The following is a 25,142-nucleotide window of genomic DNA, read 5'->3' as shown; positions in this document are numbered from 1 at the left end:
GTGTTTATTCACATGGAGAATTTCAATGATAAAATACAGCTTATGCGCTCCTAATAATGGAGATACGATGACGGTAAGTGGCGGAGGCGGTTGGAGTACGCCAGTCGGTGATGATCGTAAAGGTGGTGGCGGGGGTGATAAAGGTAGCAACAGTTCGTCGGTCGATTTTGGTAAAAATCCTGAAAAGCAAGCTGTTGTAAATCCTTATCTGGCGGTCGCAGTACCCATGACGGTTTACCCCATCAATAGCACGTGGGGATTCACGATTAATACAGCGGTAATCGACACAGGTCTTAACAAAATCAGCGCATTGCTTAGCCAGGCTCTTCCGGTTGCTGGTCGTCTTATTGGTTTTACCGCCGGGGCGTTGTGGCCTTCCAGTATTGCAGCGGATAGTATCGATCCGGCATTCAACAAAATGCAGCAGGAAAAGCTGGCTCAGTTGGCGGCTAAACAGGGCGTAATGAATAAAGGGTATAATGTTACTGCGTTGCCTGCTAAGTTGGTAACTGGTTTACCTGTCAATCAAATTGGCAAACAACCTACTGTGCCATCGAATCTTCTGGCTCAAGCAGTGATCGATCCCGCTCTCTCCAAACGTCAACTTACCCTTACCCAACCAGCAACAAATGCACTTGTTGCCAATATTCCGGTAGTTAAAGCGGAAAAGACAAAAGTATCCGGCGTGTTTTCTGCCAAAATTATCGACGGAGAACCAGCTTTCCAGATCAAGGTGGAAAATACCCCGACAGTCTTGGCTAAGAACCCTCCAAAAGTGAAAGATAATCCGGCAGTATCATCATTTCTTTCCACCCCGGCGCCAGATACACACCACGCTTTCGTTGATTTTGGTGGAAGTCATGAACCGATTTATGTATCTGTTTCCAAAGTGATTGCGGCACAAGAAGAAAAGAAACAGATTGCAGAGGCGAAAAAGCGTGAACAGGAATGGCTGAAACAACATCCTGAAGCGGTGGCTGAACGGGAGTTGGCAGAAAGAGTCAAGGATCTCAACGGAGCAAAAACAAATAGAGATAATATAAACGCTCAAATAGCTTCTCTGAATGAAGATATATTAGACGCTAAGAGACAAATTGAGGACTTTAAACGCTCGTTAGCGACAACCACGCCATCACATGCAATGCCAGAAGAGGAAATATTAGATATTCTCTCTGCGGGAGCGGGGTACATAAACAAGCTTTCCGGTAAAATCGAGCAGGAAAAGGTCAAACTCGCCAAGGCAGAAGAAGCCATCACGTATGCAGAACAACGCAGAAAAGATGCGGAGAAAAAAGCCAAGGATGAAAATGAGAAAAAACGCAAAGGTGTCGCAGAACAAGGCCATAAATATCATCCTGCACCAAAAACAGAAGAGATTGGTGGCTTAGGTGAATTGAAAAAAGGAAATCCCAAAACGCCTAAACAGGGTGGTGGTGGAATGCGGCCGCGCTGGATTGGTGATAAAGGGCGCAAGGTTTACGAATGGGACTCTCAGCATGGTGAGCTGGAGGGGTATCGCGCCAGTGATGGGCAGCATTTGGGAGCCTTTGATCCAAAAACCGGGAATCAATTGAAACCAGCTGAACCTAAACGCAATATTAAAAAATATCTTTGAGGAGAATATCATGGGCTTAAAGCTGCAATTGAATTGGTTCGATAAGGTTACAGAAGATTTTGTTGGCGATGAGTACTCACAAGACTTTGGTGATGACGATGCAATTATTGAACAGTGTGGACTTCCGTTAGATGACACCATGAATAATGGCTTCTTTAATGTTACTGAAGATTGGGTTCCAATCCTTCAACCATATATCACACATAAAATTGATTTAAAAAACCACATCTATCAGGTGGCATTTGATTACCGTGATAAATGGTAACGGTTATATAAGATAACCAACGTTCATCTTGCGCTTGAAGTTAATACGCGCTAAATTCCAGAAAGATACCGGAGTATGCCCCAAAAGCAGCTCCGGTTTTTTTATACCACAAAATCAGCGCCCGCCAATTACGGTGGGCGTTTTTGTTTGTGCCGATAAGTGTTCTTTGACAAGAGCGCTTATTCGCATGGGCAGCGATACGCCTCAACACCTTCGGATCTATCCGACAAATAGACATGCAGGAGTCATAAGTGGACAACGTGGAACTGAATTTAACGGGTGATGAAACCCCGGAAGAACTGGAAGCGCTGCTGGATAAACTCGGTGATGTCAACGTCAGTGATGACGCAACGCCAGCACCAGGCAATACAGCGACCGCTCCAGAGAGTACCGGAACGCAGGGAACTGCCGGACAGGCTGATGCAACGCAGTCGAATACGGGCGATACCAAGACCGACACGCCGACGCCGGGCGCGACTACCGAGCAACAGCAAGATGCGGGGCAGGGCCAGCAGGCAGAACAGCCGAAAAGCATTCTGAGTAAAGACGGTAAACACGTCATTCCGTACGACGTGCTGGAAGCGGAACGCGCAGAGAAACGCCGCGTCGCGGAATCCAGCCAGCGCACCGCCGCTGAACTGGCCGAAACGAGGCGTCAGCTTGAGGTTCTTACGCGCCAGATCAATGCCGCTGGATTACAGCCTGCGCAGTTACCCGAGAAAACCCAGATTACGCCGGAGCAGATAGCCAGCGTACGTGATTCATTTCCTGAATTGGCCGGCGTGTTAGATTCGCTGGTCCAGAAAGTGGAATATCTGCAATCCGCGCAGCCAGCACCGGTGCAGCAGGCAGCCAGTGCAGATCCGATTATGTCCGCTCTGGACGCAACTCCGGATTTAAAAGCCTGGCAAACCGATGATCCGGATCGCTTTACGTTGGCTGTCCACATTGATGAAACACTCAAAAATGACCCTGCATGGAAAGACAAACCACTCGCTGAACGATTTGGCGAAGTTGCTAAGCGCACTCGCGCCGCTTATGGAGAGACTGTTGAGAGCGCGACTCAGCAGCAGACGCCGCCGGCGCAGGATGCCAAGCAACCGACAGCCGAAGAGATTCAGCAAAAGGCCGCCGCCGCGCTGGCAACAGCAGCCGCGGCCGCACAATTACCCGCTTCACCGTCAGATATCGGTTCAACAACCAGCACCAGCGCCGCGTCACCACTCGAACAGGCCGCGAATGCCGATCCTGAGCAGTTACAGGCAATGTTCGCCGGTATGACCGATGCGCAGATTGAGGCGTTGCTCGAACAACTCTGACGAAATACCGAAACCCCATAAACCCGCCGCCGTGCGGGTTTTTTCATTTCTAGGGAGTCACCATGACTACGATTACCACTGCCCAGGCGAATAAGTTGATGCAGGTTGCGCTGTTTACCGCAGCCAACCGCAACCGCTCTTTCGTCAACATCCTGACCGAGCAGCAGGAAGCGCCAAAGGCGGTTACGCCGGATAAAAAAGGCGTTAAACAAACCAGTTATACCGCACCGGTGGTGCGCATCACCGATCTGCAAAAGAACAAAGGTGATGAAGTGGATATGCAGATCGTCCACAAACTGTCTAAGCGCCCGACGATGGGGGATGAGAAGCTGGCGGGACGCGGTGAAAATCTGGCGTTCGCCGACTTCGCGCTCAAAATCAATCAGGGGCGTCACCTGGTGGATGCCGGCGGGAAAATGTCGGAACAGCGCTTCAAGCATAACCTGAACAAAACGGCGCGTACCCTGCTGGGAACGTACTTCAATGACCTTCAGGATCAGTGTGCAACAGTTCATCTGGCCGGTGCGCGTGGCGATTTTATTGCTGACGACACCATTCTGCCACTGGCTAGCCACAACGAGTTTGGCAAAATCATGATCAATGATGTGTTGCCGCCAACATATGACCGCCATTTCTATGCCGGTGATGCGACCACGTTTGAAGGTTTGGACGCTGCCGATCTGTTCTCGTTGTCGGTAGTTGATAACCTGTCGTTGTTCATTGATGAAATGGCGCATCCGCTTCAGCCGGTCAAAATGTCGAAAGACGAACTGGCGAATGAGGATCCGTACTACATCCTGAACGTTACGCCGCGCCAGTGGAATGACTGGTACACATCCACATCTGGCAAGGACTGGCAGGCTATGCTGTCCCGTGCAGTTCAACGCTCCAAAGGCTTTGATCATCCGCTGTTCAAAGGCGAGTGCGCAATGTGGCGAAATATTCTGGTGCGTAAGTACACCGGGATGCCGATCCGCTTTAATGCGGGTTCGACTGTGAGCGTGTCCAACAATGATTTGGCGGGCACGGTATCCCAGAAAGAAGCCGGTACGACGATTGACCGCGCATTGCTTTTGGGCGGCCAGGCGCTGGCGAATGCTTACGGTTCGGGTGAAGGTGGTGGTCACTTCGGTTATCACGAAGAGAAAGTCGATCATGGCAACGGTACGGAAGTGTCCATTCGCTGGGTGAACGGTCTGAAAAAGATCCAGTTCAAGCAGAAAGATGGCCGCCTGAATGACCACGGCATCATCGCTGTAGACTCGGCGATCAACATCTAACCCCTGTCACCTCTTGCGGGCTCCGGCCCGCTTTATAAACCGAATTCTGGAGAAAAACACTATGGCTACCATTTTAGCCCCGTCCATTCGTGACGCGGTTTATCAGGGTCCACAGGGCAATCTGTCGATTGCTGAGGGCCGCATTACTCTGGCGGCAGCGGCGGTTAACGATGTCGTCGAACTGCTTGAGTTGCCGATCGGTATGCGTATCTACGGCGTGGACGTTATCAGTTCTGCGCTGGGCGCTGACGTCACCGTTGAAATCAAGAGTGGCGATCATGTGCTGGTTGCTGCTGCTTCTCACGCCGCGGCTGTCGCTAAGTCTGTTCCGGTTGCACCGTACAGCACAGTTGTTGCAGGTGAAAAAATTACCGCAACGATTGCCGGAGGCGCGGCGACCGGCGAACTGGTGGTGCTGGTTAAATACACCGCCGTCGGCTACTAACCGCCGTTCCTGTTAACCCTATGAGGCCCGCCATTGTGCGGGCTTCATCTTTTTAAGGATCAGAGTCATGGCTGAGAAAATCTCAATTACTTATATCGGCGGGAAGAAGCAGAAACGCGATACCGTAACCGGTAGTCGTCTTATTTTTCCGCGTCTGAAACCCGTCGATGTTGACAGCGACATCGCGCATCAACTGCTGGCGTTTCCCTCTGTGTGGGTTGAGTCCGCCCGGGCAGACGCCGCGCTGAATCAACAGGTATCCGATGAAGAAGCCAAAGCCGCAGCGGCCGCCGCAGAATTAGCGCGTTTGCAGGCGGAAGCCGTAACCAACAGTTGGGTGGTGACTATCGGCGGCGAAGATATTGACCTGGCGAAGCTCACGTCTGCGCAATTGGCAACGCTGGTTGAATCGGAAGATCTGGATCTGACCAAGGGTGCGCAGGAAAAGGTTGATGATTTCCGTGCTCGCGTCCGTGAGGCCGTTAAAGCCAAAGCCGCAGCGGAGGCGTAAATCATGGCTGCGCTTGACGTGTTTCTGCCTGCGATCCGCAAGCATATCAGCGGCCCGCTGGATCTGATGATGCGGCAGTCTGTGCTGGAGGCTGCGATAACATTCTGTCGTGAGTCATTATTTTGCCGGGATAGTCTGACTTTGACAGATGTTGTGCCAGGCGTTACGCATGTGCTAACGGAAAGCGAACAGGTGAAATGCGTCAAGCGTTTGCGCGTGAAAGACTACAGCGTGAGCAACGCCAACGCGAAAGGGCATACATTGGTGTCCGGTATCGACTTTACTGTGATATCGGCCAATCATCTGGCGTTTAACCACGCTTTCGCCCAGGTTGAAATTATCTTCGCCGTTGAACCACGACGCAATGCCAGCGTAGTGCCGGATGTGCTGGCAGACGATTATATGGACGTAATCGTCGCTGGCGCGCTAGAAGATTTGTATCTGATGCCAGGAAGGCCGTGGAGCGATCCTCAGCGGGCGCAGTATTTCCGCACCCTATTCATTGATGGCTATCGTCGTGCCTACCGCGACGCCCTCAATAACTCTCATGAAACCGGTTTTCATAATCCGGTACGTCGACATGAATTCTACTGATACCCAATATGACAACAATCAATGATGTGATTGGACGAGCGAATGCGCAATTAATTGATCCCCAATGGTTGCGCTGGACTAAATCTGAGCTGCTGGATTATTTCAACGACGCGATCAATGCCGTCATCATCATTCGTCCGGATGCCGGGTTATCGGAAGAAACGTTCACATGCGCCGCAGGTACACGGCAGGAACTGCCGGAAGGCGCTATTCGATTACTCGACGTTGTCCGAGTTGCTGGCGGCAAAGCCGTGCTTCCATTCCCACGCGAATCTCTCGATTACCAGTTCCCTGACTGGCATAGCATGATTGGCCCTGTAGAGCGCTATTGCTACGATTGGAAAACGCCGCGTACTTTCTTTGTTTTCCCCGGTGCAGAAGAGGGGACACAACTGGAAATCAATGTTTCCCGGCTCCCGTCAACTGCCACTATTTCTGATCTCAACTCGGCGACAAACCAGGCGTTTCCGCTTGACGACTTGTATATCAACCCCGTTCTTGAGTGGATTTTGTTCCGCGCCTTCGGCAAAGATGCAGAGAACGGCGCCAATGCGCAATTATCCTCGCAGCACTATCAAACCTTTGTTGATCTGCTGGGTGTGAAATCCCAGACTGATAATGCGCCTGGTGCCGGTGCTCCCCCGCCGCAACAGCAGGGAGGTAGCGCACAATGAGCGTATTGATCAGCGGCGTGTTGGTGACGCCGGACGGCGTCCCTGTGCCCAATGCGGAGGTCACATTTACCGCATTAACCAACGGCGACAGCGTGCTGAACGGGTTTTCTGCGTCGGTAATCACCAATGACGCCGGCGCGTATTCGATTCCTTTGGAATTGTGTTCATACTCAATTTCGATCCAGGCCAACGGTCAGAACATGCTTTACGGCTCTGTATCGATCACTAAAGACACCACGCCTTCAACGATAAACGACCTGCTGGCGCAAGCTGCGCTGGAGCAATCCGTAACGCCGCAGATAATCGTCTATTTTCAAGAGATCCAGGCAGACGTCACGACCAAGCTGGCAGAGATGCAGACCTTGTCTACCAGCGCAACGAATGCTGCTGCGACTGCTGTTTCAGCGCGGGATGCCGCGGCACAATACGCCCAGAATCTCAGCGCCGCCGTCACTGCGGCACAGAACGCCAGCGCATCGGCGACCGCTGCCGCCAATAGCGCAACGGACGCGAAAAATGCCGCCGAGACCGCCGCGGCGAGCGCACAGAATACGCTCGACGGCGCGATGAAAAAGTCTGCAAATTTGTCTGATTTGGCCGATGCGGCTGAAAGTCGCGAAAACCTGGGTTTGGGTAATGCTGTTCTGACGGATACTAATCAGACGATTTCTGGGGCTAAAACGTTTACACAGCAAATATCACTACGTGCAGTGGGGAATAGCGGTGTTTCGATCGGACGAATCGACGGTGTGGCAAACACGCCATATGTCGATTTCTACAGTTATGGTAATTCTGTATATGCGGCACGGCTAATTACCAGCGGCGGAACGGGCGCCCCGGGGTCAGGTACACTTAATGTTGTTGCAGGCACCTTTAGTCTCAACGGTGTAAATGTAGCGACTTCCGGTACAGCAGTGATGCTAACCGGCGAACAGACTGTTGCAGGCGTAAAAACATTCACATCGAATCCGTCGATATCTACGCCATCATACCCAGGGCCAGAAATGACGCTTGGTAATGTTGCAGATGGTGTTGTAGGAAAGTGGAAAGCGATTTACAGCTCATCTGCTAACCTTATGCAGATCTTTTGCCGAACTGTACGTAGTGACGCAACGGGTCAAATTGTATTGGGTATCCCACTTGACACATCTACAAGCGTTGCAACATTGGCCCGTACTGAAACGCTGAACAACAAAACGCTGAACAGCCCCGCACTAACCGGTAGCCCCAAAATTAATGGGGCAGGGATTGTGGCGGATACAAATGGGTTCTGGAAAACCGCATCACCGATTATGAGACTGGTAAATAATTCAGATGAAATGCCGGACAATTGGTTATCCGATAATTTTGTCCTGGCAGGATGCGGCGCAGTAAATGATGAAGCGGGCGGAGCTACAGCGGAACGTCAAGACATTGGAATGTATCTCGTCAGCGGTTCACTTGGTCTTGCAAAGACAGGTTGGACGATCGAAATTCCCCAAGACGTGAACGGCAACCGTCTCTGTTTTGTTGATACAGAAACAGCGGAGAACGGCGACATCACTGTGCGTGTTAGTTCGCGCAAATTTGATATTGAAACAGGAAATACTGTAACTGGAGAGCCAATGGACACACCGGCTGGCCGGTGGATAGACCTACGTCTGTCTATGCCAGATACACCGGAGCCAGATCAATCTGAGTCTGACGGTTTGTCTGATGATTCATCAGGCAGTAATTCCGATTCGTCAGAGACTGGCATTTGAACACGAATATCAATCCAGCGGCCAGTGGGGATATCAATCGGCTGGCCCGGACTGCGCCGAGCAATTCGGCGGTTGAAACGCGGCGATACGTTGGTGGTTTGGAAACTCGACCGGCTGGGACGCAGTGTGCGTGGCTTGATCACGATGGTTTCCGATCTGCAAAATCGTGGCATTCATTTTCGCAGCCTTACAGACAGCATTGATACATCAACACCGGCGGGCCGATTCTTTTTCCACGTTATGTCGGCATTGGCAGGAATGGAACGCGAACTGATAGTCGAGCGCACACGCGCCGGACTGGCCGCTGCGAGCAAGCAAGGTCGCATTGGTGGCCGCAAGCGCGTCATGAGGGGAACCGTTATTGAACATGCACGTCAGATGCTTGAGAATGGATCAACACGTTACCAAGTCGCAAATGTTTGCGGCGTGACAACAAAAACGATTTACAAACATTTTCCAGTAAATAAGGAATTATGAATGAGGCTTTACCATGTTACATCCCCGTCGTCAGCACTATCCATCGTTGAGTCTGGAATCTATAGTTGTTCGACAGTGAGTGGAGATCAGGGATTAAATTGCTTCGATAGCCCAACACTTCGTAAAACGAATGAGGAGCAGATCTTTGGTGGTTATGGTGCAATGTTAACGTTGGAGTGCGATCCTTCTGTAGTTATAGATGAAATGCCATGGCGTTGTTATATACCGGCCGGAACGGATAGACAGTTAATAAGGATAATCGATATTCGTATTACTGAATGGGCGTACATTGATGATATTGGTGAAAGCTGGTGGACAAAATTTTTGCCGAATAAAATGCGCGATAAAGCAATTAAAAGGCAGGTGGATCAACTGGAGAATAAAATTCGCGAGCGGCTGAACACCGAAACGATCAACTTATCCATTATCTGTTAAGTCTTACCATGATCCACAATACGCGCTAAATTTCCCAAAGATACCAAGCCTCGCCTTAAACCGCGGGGCTTTTTTTATGCCCTTTTTATACCATCATCAGGATCCCCATGGCGACCATTGATATCACCACGATGCGTGGCGAGATGCCGCGTGTCGTCGGGCATCTTTTGCCTGAATCCAACGCGACGCTGGCGCAGGGCTGTCATTTTCGGCACGGCGTTATCACGCCGACGTCGGATGATACCGATCGGGAAAAGGCATTCTCTATCGCGCCGCAAACCATATTCCACTACCGGGATAATTTCTGGTTCGCATGGAACAAGATTGTCGACGCCATCCGTAGTCCGGTGGCGAATGACGACTATGACCGGGTGTACTATACCGACGGCGAATTTCCAAAGGTTACCAGCGCAGAGATAGCGACTGCGGGCAACGACAACTATCCAGCCGCTTATTTCCGGCTCGGCATTCCTGCTCCGGAAAACCCGATCGTCATTGCATCAATCACGCCGCCAGCGGATGCAGGGGAAGATGATGCCACAGACGATGAGACTCGCTATTACACGGAAACCTATGTCACTGCGTACGGCGAAGAGGGACCACCCGGCCCGGCATCGGCAGAGATAACCATTGTTTACCCCGACAGCACTGTGACGTTGACGCTGCAACCGCCTGGATCGCAGAACAACAACATCACACATCGGCGCATTTATCGCTCGGCGACCAGCACCGAATCCGCTGATTTTCTGCTGGTCGCGGAACTGGAAATTGCCGTTGCCTCGTTTGTTGATGATCAGAGCGATGCTGATCTGAGTGCGTCGCTGGAAACCTACGATTACTACATGCCGCCGGACGGAATGATTGGGCTGTGCATGATGAGCAATGGCATAGCAGCCGGTTTCATGGGCAATCAGGTGATGTTTAGCGAGGCCTACCTTCCGTATGCGTGGAAAGACAGCAATAAGCAGACCACGCAGGATGAAATCGTCGCCATTACCCCGGTCGGCACTACTCTGGTGGTGGGCACCAAGGGCATACCTTATATTTTCTCCGGCATCGCACCGTCTAACATTACCAGCAATCACCCGATCATAGCCCTGTCGTGTGTATCGCGGCAGAGCATGGTCACAATGGACGGTTTCGCGCTGTACGCCTCACCTAACGGACTGGTGTCGATCAGTGCCGCCGGCGCCGCAGAGATCGCCACGGCAAACATCATCGAGGCGAAACAGTGGCGCAGTGATTTCAACCCGTCATCCATCCGGGCATGGCGTGTTGAAAACGAATATCTGGCGCTCTATGACACGGATACCGGCGTCGCCGGGTTTATTTTCGATCCGGTCAATATGGACATACGGCGCATTTCCACTACGTTTGACGCAGCCTATAACGATGAAGCAGGGGATACGCTGTATATCGTCAAAGGAAAGGCTCTCCACACGCTGGGCGATGGCGCGTTGCCGCTTAATTTCCGCTGGCGTTCAAAGATCTACCTGGCTCCATCGAATACGTCCTTTTCCTGTCTACGGGTGATGACCGATGCGCCGGTCGCCGTTGGGCTGATTTTATACGTAGATGGTCGAATGGTAGTGAGCTTGCCGCCGGGAAGCCTGCGGGAACCGTTGTTGAAACTCCCGCCGCTGCGTGGCAAGCGCTGGCAGGTTGAAGTGTTCGGCAGTGCGCAGGTGGAACGCATCACGTTGTCTACATCAATGCAGGAGATGCCGGCGTGAGCAGTAAGTGGCGTTCCGGCACTGACATAGATGCGGTAGCCGAAAACATTCAGACCATGACAGGCCAACGTGGCGACGGCAGCCAGCGTGCGGTGACATATGCGGAGTTAGCTTCGCTCGGGCTGGCGAACCTGCGGATGCTGGGTGGCAAAGCAAAATTGACGCCCGGAACCAGCGACAGTGGCGAATCTTCAAACAGCAAGGTGCAGACGCCCACGCGTCCAACGGGGTTTAAGACGACAGGCGGTTTTGCCTACATCCTGCTGGAATGGGATATGCCACAGTATTCGGGACGCTCGCTGACGGAAATCTACCGCTACTCGGAAGATAATCTGGCTAATGCCGTGCTGATCGCCACCACTGCGGCGGGCGTATACGGCGACCCGGTTGATCCGGCGACGGGCTATTACTATTGGATTCGGCACGTCAACATCCTCGGTAAACCCGGCCCGTATAACGATTCGGCCGGCAGTTACGCGGAAACTCATGTTGATCCGGCAGCAATAGTTGAAATGGTGCAGGAGCAGTTGAATCAGTCGCCGCTGATTGAGGAATTAACAGAACGAACTGCCACTAACGAGGCAGCAGTCCAAGAAAACACTCAGGCCATTGCCACTCTTGATGGCGTTAAGGCCATGTGGACGGCCAAGACCCAGGCAGGCCAAATTTCCGCCGGAATCGGCATCGTGGCAAACAGCGATGGCACGTCACAGGTGGCCGTGGCGGCCAACCAGTTTTTTATCTTTGATCCCAACAATCCGAATGATGACAGCACCTATGCCATTCCGTTTGCTGTGGTCGATGGCAAAGTGGTTCTGGATCAGTTGATCGCGCAGGACGCGGTAGTCAAGATCTTGGCAGCCCAGACCATTACGGCCGATACCGTAAAGGTCGGCGCCACGCTGACCGCTGTCAATATCAAAACTTCCACAATTGAGAGCGGTGGATTTACCGTTGATGAACATGGGAATGCGACGTTTGGGGAGTTGGTGAGTATTTCGGCGACGGGGCAGATAGAAATAAAATCAGCTTTGAGTGGTCAGCGAATGATCTGGAATAACGGAATAATACAGGTTTTTGATGCGGATAATTTTATGATCGCACGATTTGGTATCTGGGATTAAAAATGCCTGCTGGTCTGCAAATCTGGAGCCCTGACGCGATAGATCCCAGCGAAGCGGTGATCGACATAACTAATCGCTGCTTGAATATTTTGGGAGAAATTGAAACGGGGGTATGGATGGCTCCTAATTCATGGGACAAAATGCCGAGCGAATTGGCCGGACAGGGATACAACAGTGATGATATTTTTAGTTGGCGCAGCATAATTGTACCGGAATTCGCCTATGGAAAGCCTTTTTACAATATTTCTCTTAATGAATATAACTATCTCAATAATGCTATATCTACCCAAAATGCCGCTTATCAATGGCTAAATTCTCAAGGTATTAATGCCGCAGAGTGTGCAATAAAGGAGGGCATAAGATATTACTCCAATGGTGCAACAATGAGTTTTGATGCTGGGCCAAGTGACTTTCCAGGCCCATTTCGCAGTTTTTGTGAACCGGATGTTGTAATAGAAGGCACGACGCTCAGCTATCGTTATCTGTCAGGATGGAGAGATAATGTATTAGGCGATTATTCATGGATTTTTATTGGCGGACATAGAATTGTTTATGGGGTGGTGTAATGCCGGCGGGTGTCCAGCTTTTTAATAACAGCAGAACATTGCAAATTACCAATGAAGACAAACCTTACGTATTGCTTAAAAGCATAAAGATCACATCTGCTGATAGTTGGATTTATTATACGAGGGGCATGAAAGCGATAAGTAGCCGGCGGCTATTCAATTTTCAAAAACGTATTGGGGAATACGGAGATTTGCTTTTCGCCATTCACACTGAAGGATGGGACGCCAGATGTACGGTAGATCTGTCGGGAAATCTCTGCATGTGGCATGACCTGTCTATTCAGTCTGGTCAGTATATCGAAGTTTATGTGTTTGCTCGTGTTACACCGAACTGGCAAGGGAAGTCAGGATTACAGTTATTTAAACCCAACTACGGGCTAATATTCGATAGCTCATGGCACATATTGAATATCACTGATGTTATTGAGATACCGGCAGGCAAACCAGCATATAGTCCATCTGTAGGTTTTACTCCTTATCAAATATCAACGGCCTATACAGATTCTAAATATGCTGTTGCGCAATCTACTCATCGGCAGATGGCTTCGGAATATCTTAATGACGGACAAGAGAATACCGGGGAGGTCATGGGTTATCACTTTCAAGTTTGCGCATGGATGAAAGGCAGCACAGTAACATTGACTGGTGTGCCTGTTGGGATTGATTTAACAGGAGGATGGGAACGTTATCCATATATCTACAATAACACCGGAACTACGTTGCTTTATCTGATCGACACCACCAATTACCCCGTACCGTATGACCTGGAAGCGTAAATGTCTATCGAACAGTTAATAAATCAGGTATCTGCCGATGTCGGAGAACCTGAGTTGCTTACCAAAATCCAAAGCGCCTGCCGTAAAAAGCAGGCGTTTTGCTTTGGTACTGATCGGGGGCGAATAGTGTTACGCCCACAAATGAGGAACGGGGTTCCCTATGTTTTTATCTGGCTGGCGGTCAGTGAGGAACCGGAAAGTATTTCCCGCTATTTGGATGAGGTGAAAACACTTACCCGGATGGCTGGCGGACGATGGATTGAATTTAATACTGCGCGAAAGGGCTTCATTCGGATTGCGGAGAAATTAGGCTTTGAGCGATTACCTGATGAAGAGGGATCAATGACATTCAAGATACCGGTATGAGGTGAACAATGGGCGGTAGCAAGGGTAGTAACGAGATTAAGGAAACATCCCAGCAGCATGCCGCTGCGGATGTAGCAAGGCAACAGTGGGATCTCTATCAGAGCGAACTGAAACCTTACGAAAACCTGTTCATGGAAAAGGTCGATGCGCTGAATGACGAACAGAAATACGACAACATCGCGGGTGATGTCAATCTGGGCTATCAGCAGGAATTCTCCCACGCCAGACAGCAGGCTGCATCCGGATTAGCGTCTGCCGGCGTTGATCCCAGCAGCGGTAAGTTCCAGTCGGCGTTAAGCGATCTGACGGAAGACCAGGTATCAGGAACTATTGACGCAACCAGCCGGGCGCAGACCGATCAGCAGAATAAATATGTCGCCGGATTGCAGGATATTCAAGCTATGGGAGCAGGTCAGAAGGCCGAAGCCTTGCAAGGGTATCAGAGCATTGCGGCCGCTTCTCAGCAAAAGGCGATATCTGACGCGCAAAACTCATTAGCCAAGACGCAAGCGACGCAAGGATTGGTTGGCGCGCTGGGCGGCGCAGCAGCGAGGACGTATGGCTTGTCAGATGCAAAAACGACTACGCCGACAGCATCATCAAGCGGTGTATATGGCGGGCTAAGCGGTAACAATTCATGGAATGGAAACAACTATTCCAACTTGAAATATTGAGGTAATTCATGGGCTATGCATCAGATACGTTTGCCGGTATTACCCGGCAGCAATATGCGGACTGGGTGAATCGATATTATCCCAAACTGCAAGAGTTGATGGAGATGTCAACCAGCGGGGAACTGATGAACAACCAACTTGCCCGTACTGACGCCACCCAGACGCAGGCACTCAATACGGCAACGGTTGGCGCTGCAAATCAGCAGGCTCGTTATGGCGCCTCGTCACAGACTAATAGTGAGGATAACAGCCTGGGGTTGAAGTCAGCACTGGCAACGGCTGGCGCGAAAAATGGCGTTCGTGAGGCTGAAACCGATCGGCAAATGAGCATTTTGACCGGCGGTTCGACGTCGTTGCGTAGCCTTCTGGACATTGGGAGTGATTCATAATGGCATACGGGTTAATTGATATCGCGGCACAGACACGCCAGCAGGCGTTACAGGGCATGCAACAGGCATCCGAGCTGGAACAACAGCGAGAGGCCGCCAATGAGCAAATTAAGGCAGCTCAAAAGCAGGGGCAGATGCAAATGGTTGGCATGGGTGCCGGCACTGGTGCAGCCATTGGCGCCGGGTATGGTGCGGCCGCAGGCGCGGGGAGTGCCGCCGCAGGTACAGCAGCAGGTGCGGGGGCCGGTGCAGCCGCCGGAGCAGGGACGGCAGCCGCAGCCGGTGGAGCGAGCGCGGGTGCGGCGACCGGAGCAACAGCCGGTTCATGGGGCGGGCCTATCGGTATGGGTATCGGCGCGGCTATCGGCCTGCTGGCCAGCCGGTTTTTTTAAGGGGGCATTATGGCAGATTTAAGAGGATTGGCTGATGGATTCTTGGCGGGATTCAATACCACAGATGCGGCCATTAACCGTCGAGAAGAATCGGAGTTACGGCGCTTGCAGGTTCAGCAGCAACAGCAGGATTCAGATCGGCGGTTTGGTTTAGCGCGTGAGCAGTTCGATCATGGTAAGGAAACTGATAGTCGTAATTTTGAGAGACAGACGAATCTGGACAAAGAAGATGCTCGCCGTTTTGGTTTACGGCAAACACTGGAACAGCAACAGTTGGGCATTCAACGGGCCGGTTTGGGTATGCGCGCCCAAGAGCTGAAGATGCGCAAAGATGAATACAACTACAAAATGAACCAGGAGCAGAGGGATCAGCGCCTTAAAGATGAAATGCCGGCAGTAAAAATGCTATATGATCAACTTGAAAAAACGGGAAACATTGATCCCGATCTCTACAAGCAAATTTCACCGGATAACTCTCTTCATCCCAAGCGCTTCTTTGGCGAAAAGGCCATCAAGAACGTCATGGAAATCAACCGAATTATGCCTGCGGTTATTAATGGTAATATGGATTACAACGATCCAGCAGCGATCCGCGCCGTCAATGAAGTGTTATCGCCTCATATTCAACGTGGTATCGGTGATAAAGATCCGGCTACTGGTTTAACCATCAAGGGCAAGGAGCTTGCTCACATAGGTCTAACTGAAGATGGTCAGCGCGTAATCCCAACCTTGAAAGTCACATACAGCGACGGCTCGGCAGCGCTCAAGCCTATGACTCGATATGGTTCATCTGACCCGCAGGATACTATAGCGCCAATCCCTGTCACACGATTGATGGATGAAGTTCGCGGTTACGGACAGATGGTCGGTCAGCTAAATCATGGCGGCCGCGCACAGTTCATCAATAACATGGTCAATCCGCCAGATAAAGCCGCAGTGCGTGAAGAAGCGAAAGGGCTGCGTAAAGATTTGCTGGATGTTGGAAAGGCAAGAGCCAAAGCACTGGCAGACCCATTAGCGCAAGATCCGCAGGCTATGGCGGCGATCAATGCGCAATATGACCAACTGGAGCAGCAAGTAAGGGAATCATACGGACAAGTTCAGCCGCAGAGTGCTACGCAAGATCCGGAATTCCAGATGTTCGCCCAGCAGTATCAACAGCAGTTTGGCGAGGCTCCCGATCCAAATAATCCCGACGATATGGCGTTTTTTGCGCAGTATAAGCAATCAGCATCGGGGAATAAGCAGCAACAGGTGCAGCAGCCAGCAGCACAAAGTGGTGATTCTGCTATTGCCAACCAGTTGAGGCAGATGAAAGATTTTAATCAGCGGTGACGCTTCCATCCCTATTTATAACGCGCTAAATTCCCCAAAGATACCGAGTTACGCCCTAAAGGGCTGACTCGGTTTTTTTATGCCCACATTCTGGAGTCAGCAATGGCCTATGATCCGCAGCAGCAACGCCCGGAAGACCAACAAAACAACGGTAATAGAGAAACGCTTAACATCCGGCAACCAGGCGAGTCTGGCAGTTCGGGTTTTGACTGGGAACAGGTCAGGGCAGCCCGCGAAGCCTATGGCCGCAAAACTGTGCAGAAAGACCCGGGCGTGACGCTGGGTGATATCGGTAAAGCCATCGTAACAGTTCCGCTGGATATGATTAATGCGGGAAGTGAGATGTTTCGCGCGGGTAATCAGGCTATCGATCAAAAAGTATCTGAAGCGGCGGCGGATAACCCTAATCCTCTTGGCCTGAGCAACGAAATGGTACAGGTCATGCGCGATAATGCGGGTAACCCGTTATCTTCTGTTGGTAATGCTGTGATTGGGAAAGTTGGCGAACTGGCCGGCGGCGCCTCAAAAGTAATCAAAGATACCTACAGTGACGGCGCCAAAGAAGCGGCGGCAATGCCGTTTGTTGAACGCGATAAGGATGGCAATCTTAAAGCAGGTGCTGGGCTCTTTGATAAAGACGCCTGGTTTATGAATGCGGTTCCTCCGGTTGCTCAGATTATTACAGGCGGTGCGCTATCGAAGTTGGGTGCCAGTGCCGCCAGAGAAATGGCTGAGCATTCCGTCTTTAATCGACTGAGCAAGACGATGCCGGAAGAAGCCGCCCGGCAGATTGCAAAAGAGACAGCCGATCGCGCCGCCGCCGTTGCAGGCAAAACAACATTTGTTAGCGCAATGGCTGGCACCGCTCAAGGATCTGGCGGTATTGATATGCGTGAGCAGATTAATGGCCTGTCATTTAACGAACTCATGCAGAGTCCGACTTTCCAGACGGCGTTTAATGGTATTGATGCCGATCCCAACAATGTAGCCTTATCCGATAGCCAAAAGCTGGCTTTAGCCCGTAATCAGGTAGCAGATCAGGCGGCCAGCGCAGTAACCGGCGATCCTCGTCTGCTGGCTATCAATATCGCCGCATCAACATTGGGTGACCATACATTACTCAAATTATTGACCAGCAAGGGGACTGCATCCGGTGTTCTGTCTGGAATGGCAACCGGCGCTGCGGTGGAGGGGGCAACGGAGTTTGCGCAGGGGGCCGGCCAACGCTACGCCCAAAACCAGCAGCTCATTGATACGGTCGGGCAGAATATTGACCCGATGAAGGACGTGATTGAAATCGGGGCGAACAACGCGGTGGTTGGCGCCGGTATGGGCGGTGCAATTGGTGCGGTGGGCGGCGCGCGCGGGCGATCCGGTCAGCAGCAAGAAACCCCGCAATCTAGTGATGCCAATCAGCCCACAGATGGGCAGCAACTTGTCGGTGGCGAGGTGCCAGAGCCTGCGACAAGTGACTCCCTGGCGGGAAACGGGACTGTCGCCGGGGTGGCCGAGCCAGCGGGCGAGCAGTTCGCTCCGGAGAATGTTGCCGGCACGCCGCAAAGTCGTATCGATGAATTCCGTGATACTCCCGCCTATCTCCGCCAGGATCCGCGCATTCAGGGGTTTGCTGAAGATAATGAAGTTCAGCAGGCATTGGCCGAGCAGCAGCCAGCACCGACCGCCGACGAGCTAATTCGCCAGCAAATAGATCAGGGCGACCAGGGTTACACGCCGGAAGAGTTGGCGGCGCTGGAGCGCGCAGAGCAGATTATCGCCGCGCGTCACCCGCGTCTGCCATCGCCGGGGCAAACCTTCGTTATTGCCATGCCGGGAGAGGTGCGCCAGGTAGTCGATGAGGTTCAGGCTGGTGATGGACCGCAATTTGATGCTGGCGAACAGGTGCGCGGACAGCAGTACATCCCCGCGGAGCGCGCCGCCGCAGGCGGTAACGAAGTCGGCCGGGCCGCCCGTACCATCGAGGGCGAAACGGTGCCAACGAATGCCATTGAAGACAAAAACATCATCTTCGCTGGCGCGCCGACGATCGACGAAGGGCAGACGGCGCAGCCGCCGCAGTTCAGCCAGGGCGAGGCGCGCGCCCAGCGGCAGACACGGGAATTTACCGAAGCGATGGGGGCTGACAGTGAAGCTCCTGCTGGTCTACCAGATAATCGCCATCGCATCGGTGGTGTGCCTGTAGATGGACAGACGGAAGCCTATGCCCGTGGGGAGCCGGTCGGTCAGTTGAAATTGTTCGCGGGCAACAAGCCCTATTCCAGCGAGCGGGTGGCACGCGCCACGCAATGGGCGAAAGTACCTGGCGCGACTATCGAACCGGTCGGCGATGGCTACGGCGTCCGCTTGCCACCGGAACCAACTGAAGGAAGCCGTAATGCCGAAACCACGAACGTACGAAATGAGCAGTCTGCGTTGCCTCAAGTTCCTGCGCAGCAAGGGACTGATAACCCGGAAGCAGTTCAACCAGATGAAGGCGGAGATCCTGTACAGCGAACCGGTATGGCATCCGTTGCCGGACAACCTGCTGCCGGTGGCCGAACTGATGTTCTTCCTGTCGGCGCAGCCGCCGACGGCGACGCTTCACTGACCGGTGAGTTGAAGTTGTACGCGCCTGGTCAACCGTACTCCAATGAAAGAGTCGCCAAGGCGTCCCGCTGGGCGAAAATGCCGGGGGCAACAGTAGAGCCTGTCGGGAATGGTTACGGCGTGCGCCTGCCAGCAACAGATACCGTGGCCACAGGGAAGCGAGGACCAAAGCTCACCGACTTTGGCGAAGAAATCAAAGGTGCGGCTAAACATCGATGGGGGCAGTTCTCCAGCGCGATGGAGAGGTCCGACACTGACGATGATATCAAGGCGCAGCCGCTGTCCAAGATATTCCCACACCCTGAATACGAGAAAATGGCGGAGGACGGCGTGGACAACCACACGCTGGCGGCGTTGGCGGTGTTGCGCGGGCAGATCCCCAACAAACCCAGTTCCCCGTATAAGGTTGGCGGGTGGGGCCGTACCGTTAAAACCATCAAGGGTATGGCTAATGACCTGTTGAGTGGCAATATTTCGCGTGAAACCTTCCGCCAGCATATGCAGTCCCGCCCGGCCTTATCCCGTACTCTGAGTTCAATCGATCTGGTATCCAAATTCCCTCCGTCTGAAATGCGTGAAGCGTCCAGGTATCGAGTCGATCACGGGCGCTTCACAAAGTTTGAAGGCAAGGACTATCCCGACGGTAAAGAATTCTACACGCTGGTTCGCCCGGACGGCCGATCATCTGGCATAACTGCCGACTCCATGGATAAATTTCTCCCTAAGGCGCAGACCTATATCAAGATGGCAATCGGGGCGAAAGGCGAAGCAGGTGGCAAACAGTCGAAAATCGAAACGTTCGTTCGCCGTGCCGACGGGCAGATCTTCTTAGGGTACAAAGGTGGCGCGGGTGTCTTGCCGCTGAAATCCGGGTTTAAAAACGCAGGTGAGGCGCGCGCATACCTGCAAAATAACCGCCCTGAACTGGAAGAAAAGCTGGAAAAACTGCGCAAGATTTCCCGCGAGGAACAGCGCAATCCGGAAAACCGCAAGCGCGTTGGGCCGTCGCCGCGCAAAGGTGACATTTCTCCCGAACAGTTCACGGAGAAATTTGGTTTCCGCGGCGTTCAATTCGGCAACTACGTTGAGGGCGCGCGCCGGCAGACCGATCTGAATGAAGCCTACGACGCACTGAGCGATCTGGCCGACGTTGTGAATGTGCCGGCGCAGGCGCTATCCCTGAATGGTGAACTGGGGCTGGCATTCGGCGCGCGTGGTAAGGGCGGTAAGGGCGCGGCCAAAGCGCATTATGAACCGGACGAAGTGGTGATCAATATCACCAAAGCGAAAGGTTCCGGCACGCTGGCGCATGAGTGGTTCCATGCGTTGGACAATTATTTCGGCCAGGCCAACCGGAATGGTCACGACAATGCAGGGCGTGGCGATGCATACCAGACAAGAGACAGGTTCCTTCACGGCAACGTGCGGATCGAAGTCCGTGAAGCGTTCCGTGACGTCATGAAGGCGGTCGGCGACAGCGGAATGACGAAGCGAGCTTCTGTCCTTGATGAGGCGCGAAGCAAGGCCTACTGGTCAACCGATATTGAAATGGCCGCCCGCGCATTCGAGGCGTATGCGAAAGATAAGGCTGCGTCGAAAGGCATCACCAATGACTACCTAGTAAACATCCGCGATCCCGAAGCATCCGATCCAGATACTCACGCCTACCCGACCAAAGCGGAAATGGACGGCGGTATCCGGCAGGCGTTCGACAATCTGTTTAAGACGCTGAAAACTCGGGAAACCGATAAAGGCGTTGCCTTCTATTCCCGCGAGAGTGACAACATCGGCGTGCGTGGCGCTGGCACCGATATCGGCGGCGGCAATATCATTCACGATGGCAGTTTTAGCAGAGACGGGAGCAAACCTGCTCAGGGCATGACCCGGGATCGGGTGCAACTGGCGTCGGACCTTTTCGTCTCCAACCTTAACGGTGCCGCCAAAATCAAAGTGAAGGCCGTCCAGACGCAGGCCGAAGCGGCGGCCATGATGCCCAACGGTATTCCGGCAGAGTTCGGCACGGTGCATGCCATCTATCAGCCGGAGCTTAGCCGGGTGATCCTCATCGCCGACAACATCGCCAATCCCTGCGAATTACGTGCCAAGTTGCGACATGAAATTATTGCTCATCATGGCCTGGCGTCAGTGATTGGCGACGTGGAGTACGACCGCATTATGCGGGTGCTACACCAGACACGCGATAGCAAGAATAAAACCATTCAGGATGTTTGGCGCCAGGTAGAACAATCCTATGGACAGGAGTCATTGGAGACACAGGCCAATGAGTTTCTGGCGCATATGGCTGAACGTACGGAACTTACCGGGCTGGGGGCGGTGTGGGATCGGTTCGTCTCGATGCTGACTGCCGCGCTGCGCCGCTCGGGTATTATCAACGCGGGCATCAATGTTACACCGACGGAGATCCGCAGTATCCTACGTACCATCACCGGTCGGTTCCAGAAGACGGCGATGTACGCCAACGAGCAGCCGGGTACGCGGGCTTATGAAGATACCTTCTCTCGTGCCGATGCGCTTTATTCCCAGAGCAACGATAACGTTGATCCGCTCAAGCCGCTGACAGCGGAGGCGGAGCAGTATCGCGCCGATCTGGATAAGGCTATGCGGTCGCTGAAATCCGGGGACATGTCCATCAAAATCGGCAGGACGCCGCCGGTACTGCGGGCGCTGGGCGCACCGAATCTGAATATGGTTATCTCGCGCGACACGGTGCGTAAGGCCACCAATGGCGTGAAGCATGACGTTCCGATGGATGTGATTGAACGATTGCCGGAACTGATGCATGACCCGGTGGCGGTGTACCGATCGGCTACGCAGGATAATGCGGTGGTGGTGCTACTGGAGGCCAGCGACGCGAACGGGAACCCGGTGGTTTCCGCTGTCCATATGAATGCTACCTTGAAGCGCATTGATGTGAATCGAATAGCATCTGTCTACGGAACTGTTGGGGGGATGGTGAAAATTCAGGGAATGGAAGATGCTGGGCTGGCATTGTATCGCCGAGAAAAAGAAAACCCTGATAACCCTCATTCGCAGGGGCTTCGATTGCCCAAGGAGGAGCGTTCTTATCAGGGTTCTGAGCCTTCATCTGGTACGACCCAAGGGCTGCAATTGCCCCAGCGTGGTTCACCAGATGTCGGTTCAGATAAAAATATACTCTCTTCCGACGATATCCGCAAGAACAAGGCGCTCTACTCCCGCTCCGGCAACCCGACAATGGACGCTGAAACCTCCCGTAAAATGGGCTTCAATGTCGAAAAGGGCTGGTTTGATAAAGCCAAAGACTTCTATCAGATAGCGACCGACAAGGACAAGACGGAGCTTAAGCAGTGGTGGAGCGAAACCTTCCGCAAACTGAATACTAAAACATTTGATGGTCTGGCACCGTTAAAGTACGCCGAGGATGCCGCCGGTAAATCTGATGCGACGGTTTCCGGCTACACGGCGGCGCGCATGTCTGCGGGTTCCGGTTCCGTCACCGCGGCGGTGTTGGAGCATGGGTTGGTGCGTTACAACAAAGCCGAGGGCATCACTGAGCGTATTCCCGGTACCGGAAAGGCGGATTCATTGATGGGCATTCTCGATGGACTCGGCAATCATCGTGAAAACTTCCTCAAATGGATCGCTGGTCATCGCTCCGAACGGCTGATGGCGGAGGGCAGGGAGAACAACTTTACGGCGGATGAAATCGCCTACATGAAGACTTTGAATCAGGGTAACGAAAAGTTGTTCGCCGATCAGAAGAAAAAATATGACGCCTTCATTAAGTCGATTCTGGATTTTCAGCAGGATACAGGACTGATTGATCCGGAAAGTCGCGCAACGTGGGAGGATGCCTGGTATCTGCCGTATTTCCGCGAAGCCGAGAACGGCGAGACGCATGGTCCTTGGACAACGCGCGGCATTGCCAACCAGAGCAGCACTGTGCGCAAACTGAAAGGCTCTGAGTTGACCATCAAAGACCCGATCGAAAACCTGTTTAACTACGTTGCTAAATCTGTTGATGCCTCGATGAAGAATGAGGCAATGCGACGGTCGGTGGTAAATCTGGTCGATACCGGCATGCTGGAAGTCATTGAAAGCCCTAACAAGATGGATTACCAACGGATTGGGAAAAATGTAGTCAAGGTATACGTCGATGGGCTGGAACAACTGGTTCAGGTTAATGATCCGGATCTGTACCTTGCTTTCACCATGATTGACCTTGAGCGCAGCAATTCAGTATTTATGCGAGCTGCACGGCAGGCCAAACGGGTGTTGACCATCGGCACCACGTCTATGCCGGATTTCATCATTCGAAACTTTATGCGTGACTCGCTGCATTCCTGGGCCATCAATAAAGACGGCTTCAAGGCTGTGCGCTCATCGTGGGAAGGGTTGCGCAAGGCTATGAAAACCGATGATACGCTGGTCGATATGATGTTTGCCGGCGCGACGTTCGGTGGCGGGTATGTCAACGTGTATGATCCGGCCGGCACTGCTGCCAATATTCGCCGTGTGCTGCGCCGCAAGGGTTATAACGACAGCCAGATCCGGGAATTCGAATCCACTATCGTTCGCAGTAGCAAAGAAGTGTTGGGTAAATTAGAAACGGGTTGGGATAAATACCGGAAGGTGAGCGAGGGCGCGGAAAACGCCAATCGCGTGGCGACTTATGATGCTGCGATAAAGGCGGGGAAAAGCCGGGCGCAGGCCGCGTTTGAAGCGCGTGACTTGATGGACTTCAGCATGATGGGGGCCAGTAAGGTTATTATCGGCCTGACGGACGTTGTACCGTTCCTTAATGCGCGGTTACAGGGTATGAGCAAGTTGGGCCGGGCAATTGCAGAAGATCCACGAGAAGTCTTGAAACGCGGCGGATATATCGCGGGGCTATCGCTTAGCCTGCTGGCTATGAACTGGGACGATGAGCGGTATGAAGAATTACCCGATTGGGATAAAAACGCATACTGGCACGCGTGGCTGCCCGGTGGTCAGCATATCCGCTTCCCGAAACCATTCGAGATCGGCCTGATGTTTGGCACGTTGCCTGAGCGGTTTGTCCGTACTCTCGGCGGTGAGGAGACGCCAGGAAAATTCGGCAAGGTTATGGCGCGTAATTTTGCAGAAACCATGGCATTTAACCCCATTCCGCAAGTTGTCAAACCGATCGCTGAAGCCTACGTGAATTATGACTTCTTCCGCGGTGGGCCGATCGAAAATATGGCAGACCAGAATCTGCTGGCCGAGGCTCGCTACAACGATCAGACCAGCCTGATGATGCGAGCCATTGGTGAAGCCACCGGTATGTCACCGAAGATGCTGGATCACGTAGTGCAGGGTTACACCGGTACGCTGGGCGCGTACGTTCTGGGGGCGACCAATATCATGGCGCGCCAGTTCGGAGATAATGGCGAAACGCCCGCGCTGCGGTTGGACGAACTGCCGGTAATCAAGTCTTTCCTGCGCGGCTCCGACCCGGCGAAGTCTACCCAGTTTGCGGATGACTTCTACCAGATGATGACCAAGGCTAACCAGATCAATAGCACAATTAATGCCTACCGTAAGCGCGGGCAAGTTGATGATGCCAACGAGCTGCTGGAAGAAAACCGTAGCATCCTGGCGCAACGTAAAAAGCTGACCAATACGCAAAAGGTGGTGCGTCAGCTAAACGACCGTATCGAGATGGTACGTATCGATCGTACGCTATCGGCTGATGAGAAAAGGGTGAGAATCGATCACATGATGGCGCAGCGGAATAAGTTGTATAGCCAGGCAGTGGAGAGGGTTAATCCGTACTTTGAGTGATCCAGCATCTGAAAGAACAAA

At 52.7% G+C, this 25,142-nt stretch carries 20 protein-coding genes and 1 pseudogene; all 21 read left to right on the top strand.

Annotated features, from left to right (window positions below; translation table 11 throughout):
• The first annotated feature begins 67 nt into the window (after positions 1–67).
• The 21 genes and pseudogenes from HOY33_RS20560 to HOY33_RS01355 all read left to right on the top strand — a co-directional run bounded on the left by HOY33_RS20560 (position 68) and on the right by HOY33_RS01355 (position 25,121).
• The gene (locus tag HOY33_RS20560) at positions 68–1,615 is read left to right on the top strand and encodes a colicin-like bacteriocin tRNase domain-containing protein (RefSeq protein ID WP_253906905.1); all 1,548 of its coding nucleotides are present in this window, start codon (positions 68–70) and stop codon (positions 1,613–1,615) included.
• A gap of 10 nt (positions 1,616–1,625) precedes the next feature.
• Entirely contained in the window at positions 1,626–1,880 is a 255-nt protein-coding gene (locus HOY33_RS01455) for a colicin E3-like toxin immunity protein (RefSeq protein WP_172287913.1), read from the top strand.
• 251 nt (positions 1,881–2,131) lie between these two features.
• Complete coding sequence (locus HOY33_RS01450; RefSeq protein ID WP_330527007.1) at positions 2,132–3,199, top strand: hypothetical protein; 1,068 nt, start codon at positions 2,132–2,134, stop codon at positions 3,197–3,199.
• Between the two features lie 62 nt (positions 3,200–3,261).
• A complete protein-coding gene (locus tag HOY33_RS01445; RefSeq protein WP_172287911.1) occupies positions 3,262–4,479 on the top strand; it encodes a N4-gp56 family major capsid protein in 1,218 nt (405 codons plus the stop codon).
• A 61-nt stretch (positions 4,480–4,540) separates the two neighbouring features.
• The gene (locus HOY33_RS01440; protein WP_172287910.1) at positions 4,541–4,924 is read left to right on the top strand and encodes a hypothetical protein; all 384 of its coding nucleotides are present in this window, start codon (positions 4,541–4,543) and stop codon (positions 4,922–4,924) included.
• A 67-nt stretch (positions 4,925–4,991) separates the two neighbouring features.
• Positions 4,992–5,435: a hypothetical protein gene (locus HOY33_RS01435; RefSeq protein ID WP_172287908.1), complete on the top strand. Its 444-nt coding sequence runs from the start codon at positions 4,992–4,994 to the stop codon at positions 5,433–5,435.
• Between the two features lie 3 nt (positions 5,436–5,438).
• Positions 5,439–6,029 (top strand): hypothetical protein, encoded by a 591-nt coding sequence (locus tag HOY33_RS01430; RefSeq protein WP_172287907.1) that lies wholly within the window; start codon positions 5,439–5,441, stop codon positions 6,027–6,029.
• 8 nt (positions 6,030–6,037) lie between these two features.
• Complete coding sequence (locus HOY33_RS01425; protein WP_172287905.1) at positions 6,038–6,703, top strand: DUF6682 family protein; 666 nt, start codon at positions 6,038–6,040, stop codon at positions 6,701–6,703.
• The gene (locus HOY33_RS01420) at positions 6,700–8,445 is read left to right on the top strand and encodes a prophage tail fiber N-terminal domain-containing protein (protein WP_172287904.1); all 1,746 of its coding nucleotides are present in this window, start codon (positions 6,700–6,702) and stop codon (positions 8,443–8,445) included. Before HOY33_RS01425 ends, HOY33_RS01420 begins: the two co-directional genes overlap by 4 nt.
• Positions 8,446–8,490: 45 nt before the next feature.
• Positions 8,491–8,922: pseudogene (locus HOY33_RS01415) on the top strand (recombinase family protein); the annotation flags it as partial.
• A complete protein-coding gene (locus HOY33_RS01410; RefSeq protein ID WP_172287902.1) occupies positions 8,923–9,357 on the top strand; it encodes a hypothetical protein in 435 nt (144 codons plus the stop codon).
• 107 nt (positions 9,358–9,464) lie between these two features.
• Positions 9,465–11,090, top strand: a complete 1,626-nt coding sequence (locus tag HOY33_RS01405) for a hypothetical protein (RefSeq protein ID WP_172287900.1) — start codon at positions 9,465–9,467, stop codon at positions 11,088–11,090.
• Positions 11,087–12,214, top strand: a complete 1,128-nt coding sequence (locus HOY33_RS20765; RefSeq protein ID WP_172287899.1) for a DUF1983 domain-containing protein — start codon at positions 11,087–11,089, stop codon at positions 12,212–12,214. Before HOY33_RS01405 ends, HOY33_RS20765 begins: the two co-directional genes overlap by 4 nt.
• Before the next feature lie 2 nt (positions 12,215–12,216).
• On the top strand, positions 12,217–12,780 hold the full coding sequence (locus HOY33_RS01395; RefSeq protein ID WP_172287897.1) for a hypothetical protein: 564 nt from the start codon (positions 12,217–12,219) through the stop codon (positions 12,778–12,780).
• Positions 12,780–13,556, top strand: coding sequence for a hypothetical protein (locus tag HOY33_RS01390; protein WP_172287896.1), 777 nt, complete (start codon positions 12,780–12,782; stop codon positions 13,554–13,556). The genes HOY33_RS01395 and HOY33_RS01390 overlap by 1 nt, the downstream gene beginning before the upstream one ends.
• Positions 13,557–13,922, top strand: a complete 366-nt coding sequence (locus HOY33_RS01385; protein ID WP_172287894.1) for a hypothetical protein — start codon at positions 13,557–13,559, stop codon at positions 13,920–13,922.
• Between the two features lie 8 nt (positions 13,923–13,930).
• Positions 13,931–14,596 carry a hypothetical protein gene (locus HOY33_RS01380; protein ID WP_172287893.1) on the top strand — a complete coding sequence of 222 codons (666 nt, stop codon included), beginning with the start codon at positions 13,931–13,933 and terminating at the stop codon, positions 14,594–14,596.
• A gap of 8 nt (positions 14,597–14,604) precedes the next feature.
• Positions 14,605–14,985 carry a hypothetical protein gene (locus HOY33_RS01375; RefSeq protein WP_172287891.1) on the top strand — a complete coding sequence of 127 codons (381 nt, stop codon included), beginning with the start codon at positions 14,605–14,607 and terminating at the stop codon, positions 14,983–14,985.
• Positions 14,985–15,377, top strand: a complete 393-nt coding sequence (locus HOY33_RS20480) for a hypothetical protein (protein WP_216660360.1) — start codon at positions 14,985–14,987, stop codon at positions 15,375–15,377. Before HOY33_RS01375 ends, HOY33_RS20480 begins: the two co-directional genes overlap by 1 nt.
• Before the next feature lie 9 nt (positions 15,378–15,386).
• The gene (locus HOY33_RS01360; protein WP_253906904.1) at positions 15,387–16,712 is read left to right on the top strand and encodes a hypothetical protein; all 1,326 of its coding nucleotides are present in this window, start codon (positions 15,387–15,389) and stop codon (positions 16,710–16,712) included.
• Between the two features lie 102 nt (positions 16,713–16,814).
• The gene (locus HOY33_RS01355; protein ID WP_172287889.1) at positions 16,815–25,121 is read left to right on the top strand and encodes an LPD38 domain-containing protein; all 8,307 of its coding nucleotides are present in this window, start codon (positions 16,815–16,817) and stop codon (positions 25,119–25,121) included.
• Positions 25,122–25,142 lie beyond the last annotated feature (21 nt).

It is taken from the genome of Brenneria sp. hezel4-2-4, assembly GCF_013155275.1.
GTDB lineage: Bacteria > Pseudomonadota > Gammaproteobacteria > Enterobacterales > Enterobacteriaceae > Brenneria.
This window is presented reverse-complemented; position numbering and strand designations above follow the sequence as displayed.

Coding starts and splice junctions, on each gene's coding strand:
- HOY33_RS20560 (WP_253906905.1), top strand. CDS start 68: ATGACGGTAAGTGGCGGAGGCGGTTGGAGTACGCCAGTCGGTGATGAT.
- HOY33_RS01455 (WP_172287913.1), top strand. CDS start 1,626: ATGGGCTTAAAGCTGCAATTGAATTGGTTCGATAAGGTTACAGAAGAT.
- HOY33_RS01445 (WP_172287911.1), top strand. CDS start 3,262: ATGACTACGATTACCACTGCCCAGGCGAATAAGTTGATGCAGGTTGCG.
- HOY33_RS01440 (WP_172287910.1), top strand. CDS start 4,541: ATGGCTACCATTTTAGCCCCGTCCATTCGTGACGCGGTTTATCAGGGT.
- HOY33_RS01435 (WP_172287908.1), top strand. CDS start 4,992: ATGGCTGAGAAAATCTCAATTACTTATATCGGCGGGAAGAAGCAGAAA.
- HOY33_RS01430 (WP_172287907.1), top strand. CDS start 5,439: ATGGCTGCGCTTGACGTGTTTCTGCCTGCGATCCGCAAGCATATCAGC.
- HOY33_RS01425 (WP_172287905.1), top strand. CDS start 6,038: ATGACAACAATCAATGATGTGATTGGACGAGCGAATGCGCAATTAATT.
- HOY33_RS01420 (WP_172287904.1), top strand. CDS start 6,700: ATGAGCGTATTGATCAGCGGCGTGTTGGTGACGCCGGACGGCGTCCCT.
- HOY33_RS01410 (WP_172287902.1), top strand. CDS start 8,923: ATGAGGCTTTACCATGTTACATCCCCGTCGTCAGCACTATCCATCGTT.
- HOY33_RS01405 (WP_172287900.1), top strand. CDS start 9,465: ATGGCGACCATTGATATCACCACGATGCGTGGCGAGATGCCGCGTGTC.
- HOY33_RS01395 (WP_172287897.1), top strand. CDS start 12,217: ATGCCTGCTGGTCTGCAAATCTGGAGCCCTGACGCGATAGATCCCAGC.
- HOY33_RS01390 (WP_172287896.1), top strand. CDS start 12,780: ATGCCGGCGGGTGTCCAGCTTTTTAATAACAGCAGAACATTGCAAATT.
- HOY33_RS01385 (WP_172287894.1), top strand. CDS start 13,557: ATGTCTATCGAACAGTTAATAAATCAGGTATCTGCCGATGTCGGAGAA.
- HOY33_RS01380 (WP_172287893.1), top strand. CDS start 13,931: ATGGGCGGTAGCAAGGGTAGTAACGAGATTAAGGAAACATCCCAGCAG.
- HOY33_RS01375 (WP_172287891.1), top strand. CDS start 14,605: ATGGGCTATGCATCAGATACGTTTGCCGGTATTACCCGGCAGCAATAT.
- HOY33_RS20480 (WP_216660360.1), top strand. CDS start 14,985: ATGGCATACGGGTTAATTGATATCGCGGCACAGACACGCCAGCAGGCG.
- HOY33_RS01360 (WP_253906904.1), top strand. CDS start 15,387: ATGGCAGATTTAAGAGGATTGGCTGATGGATTCTTGGCGGGATTCAAT.
- HOY33_RS01355 (WP_172287889.1), top strand. CDS start 16,815: ATGGCCTATGATCCGCAGCAGCAACGCCCGGAAGACCAACAAAACAAC.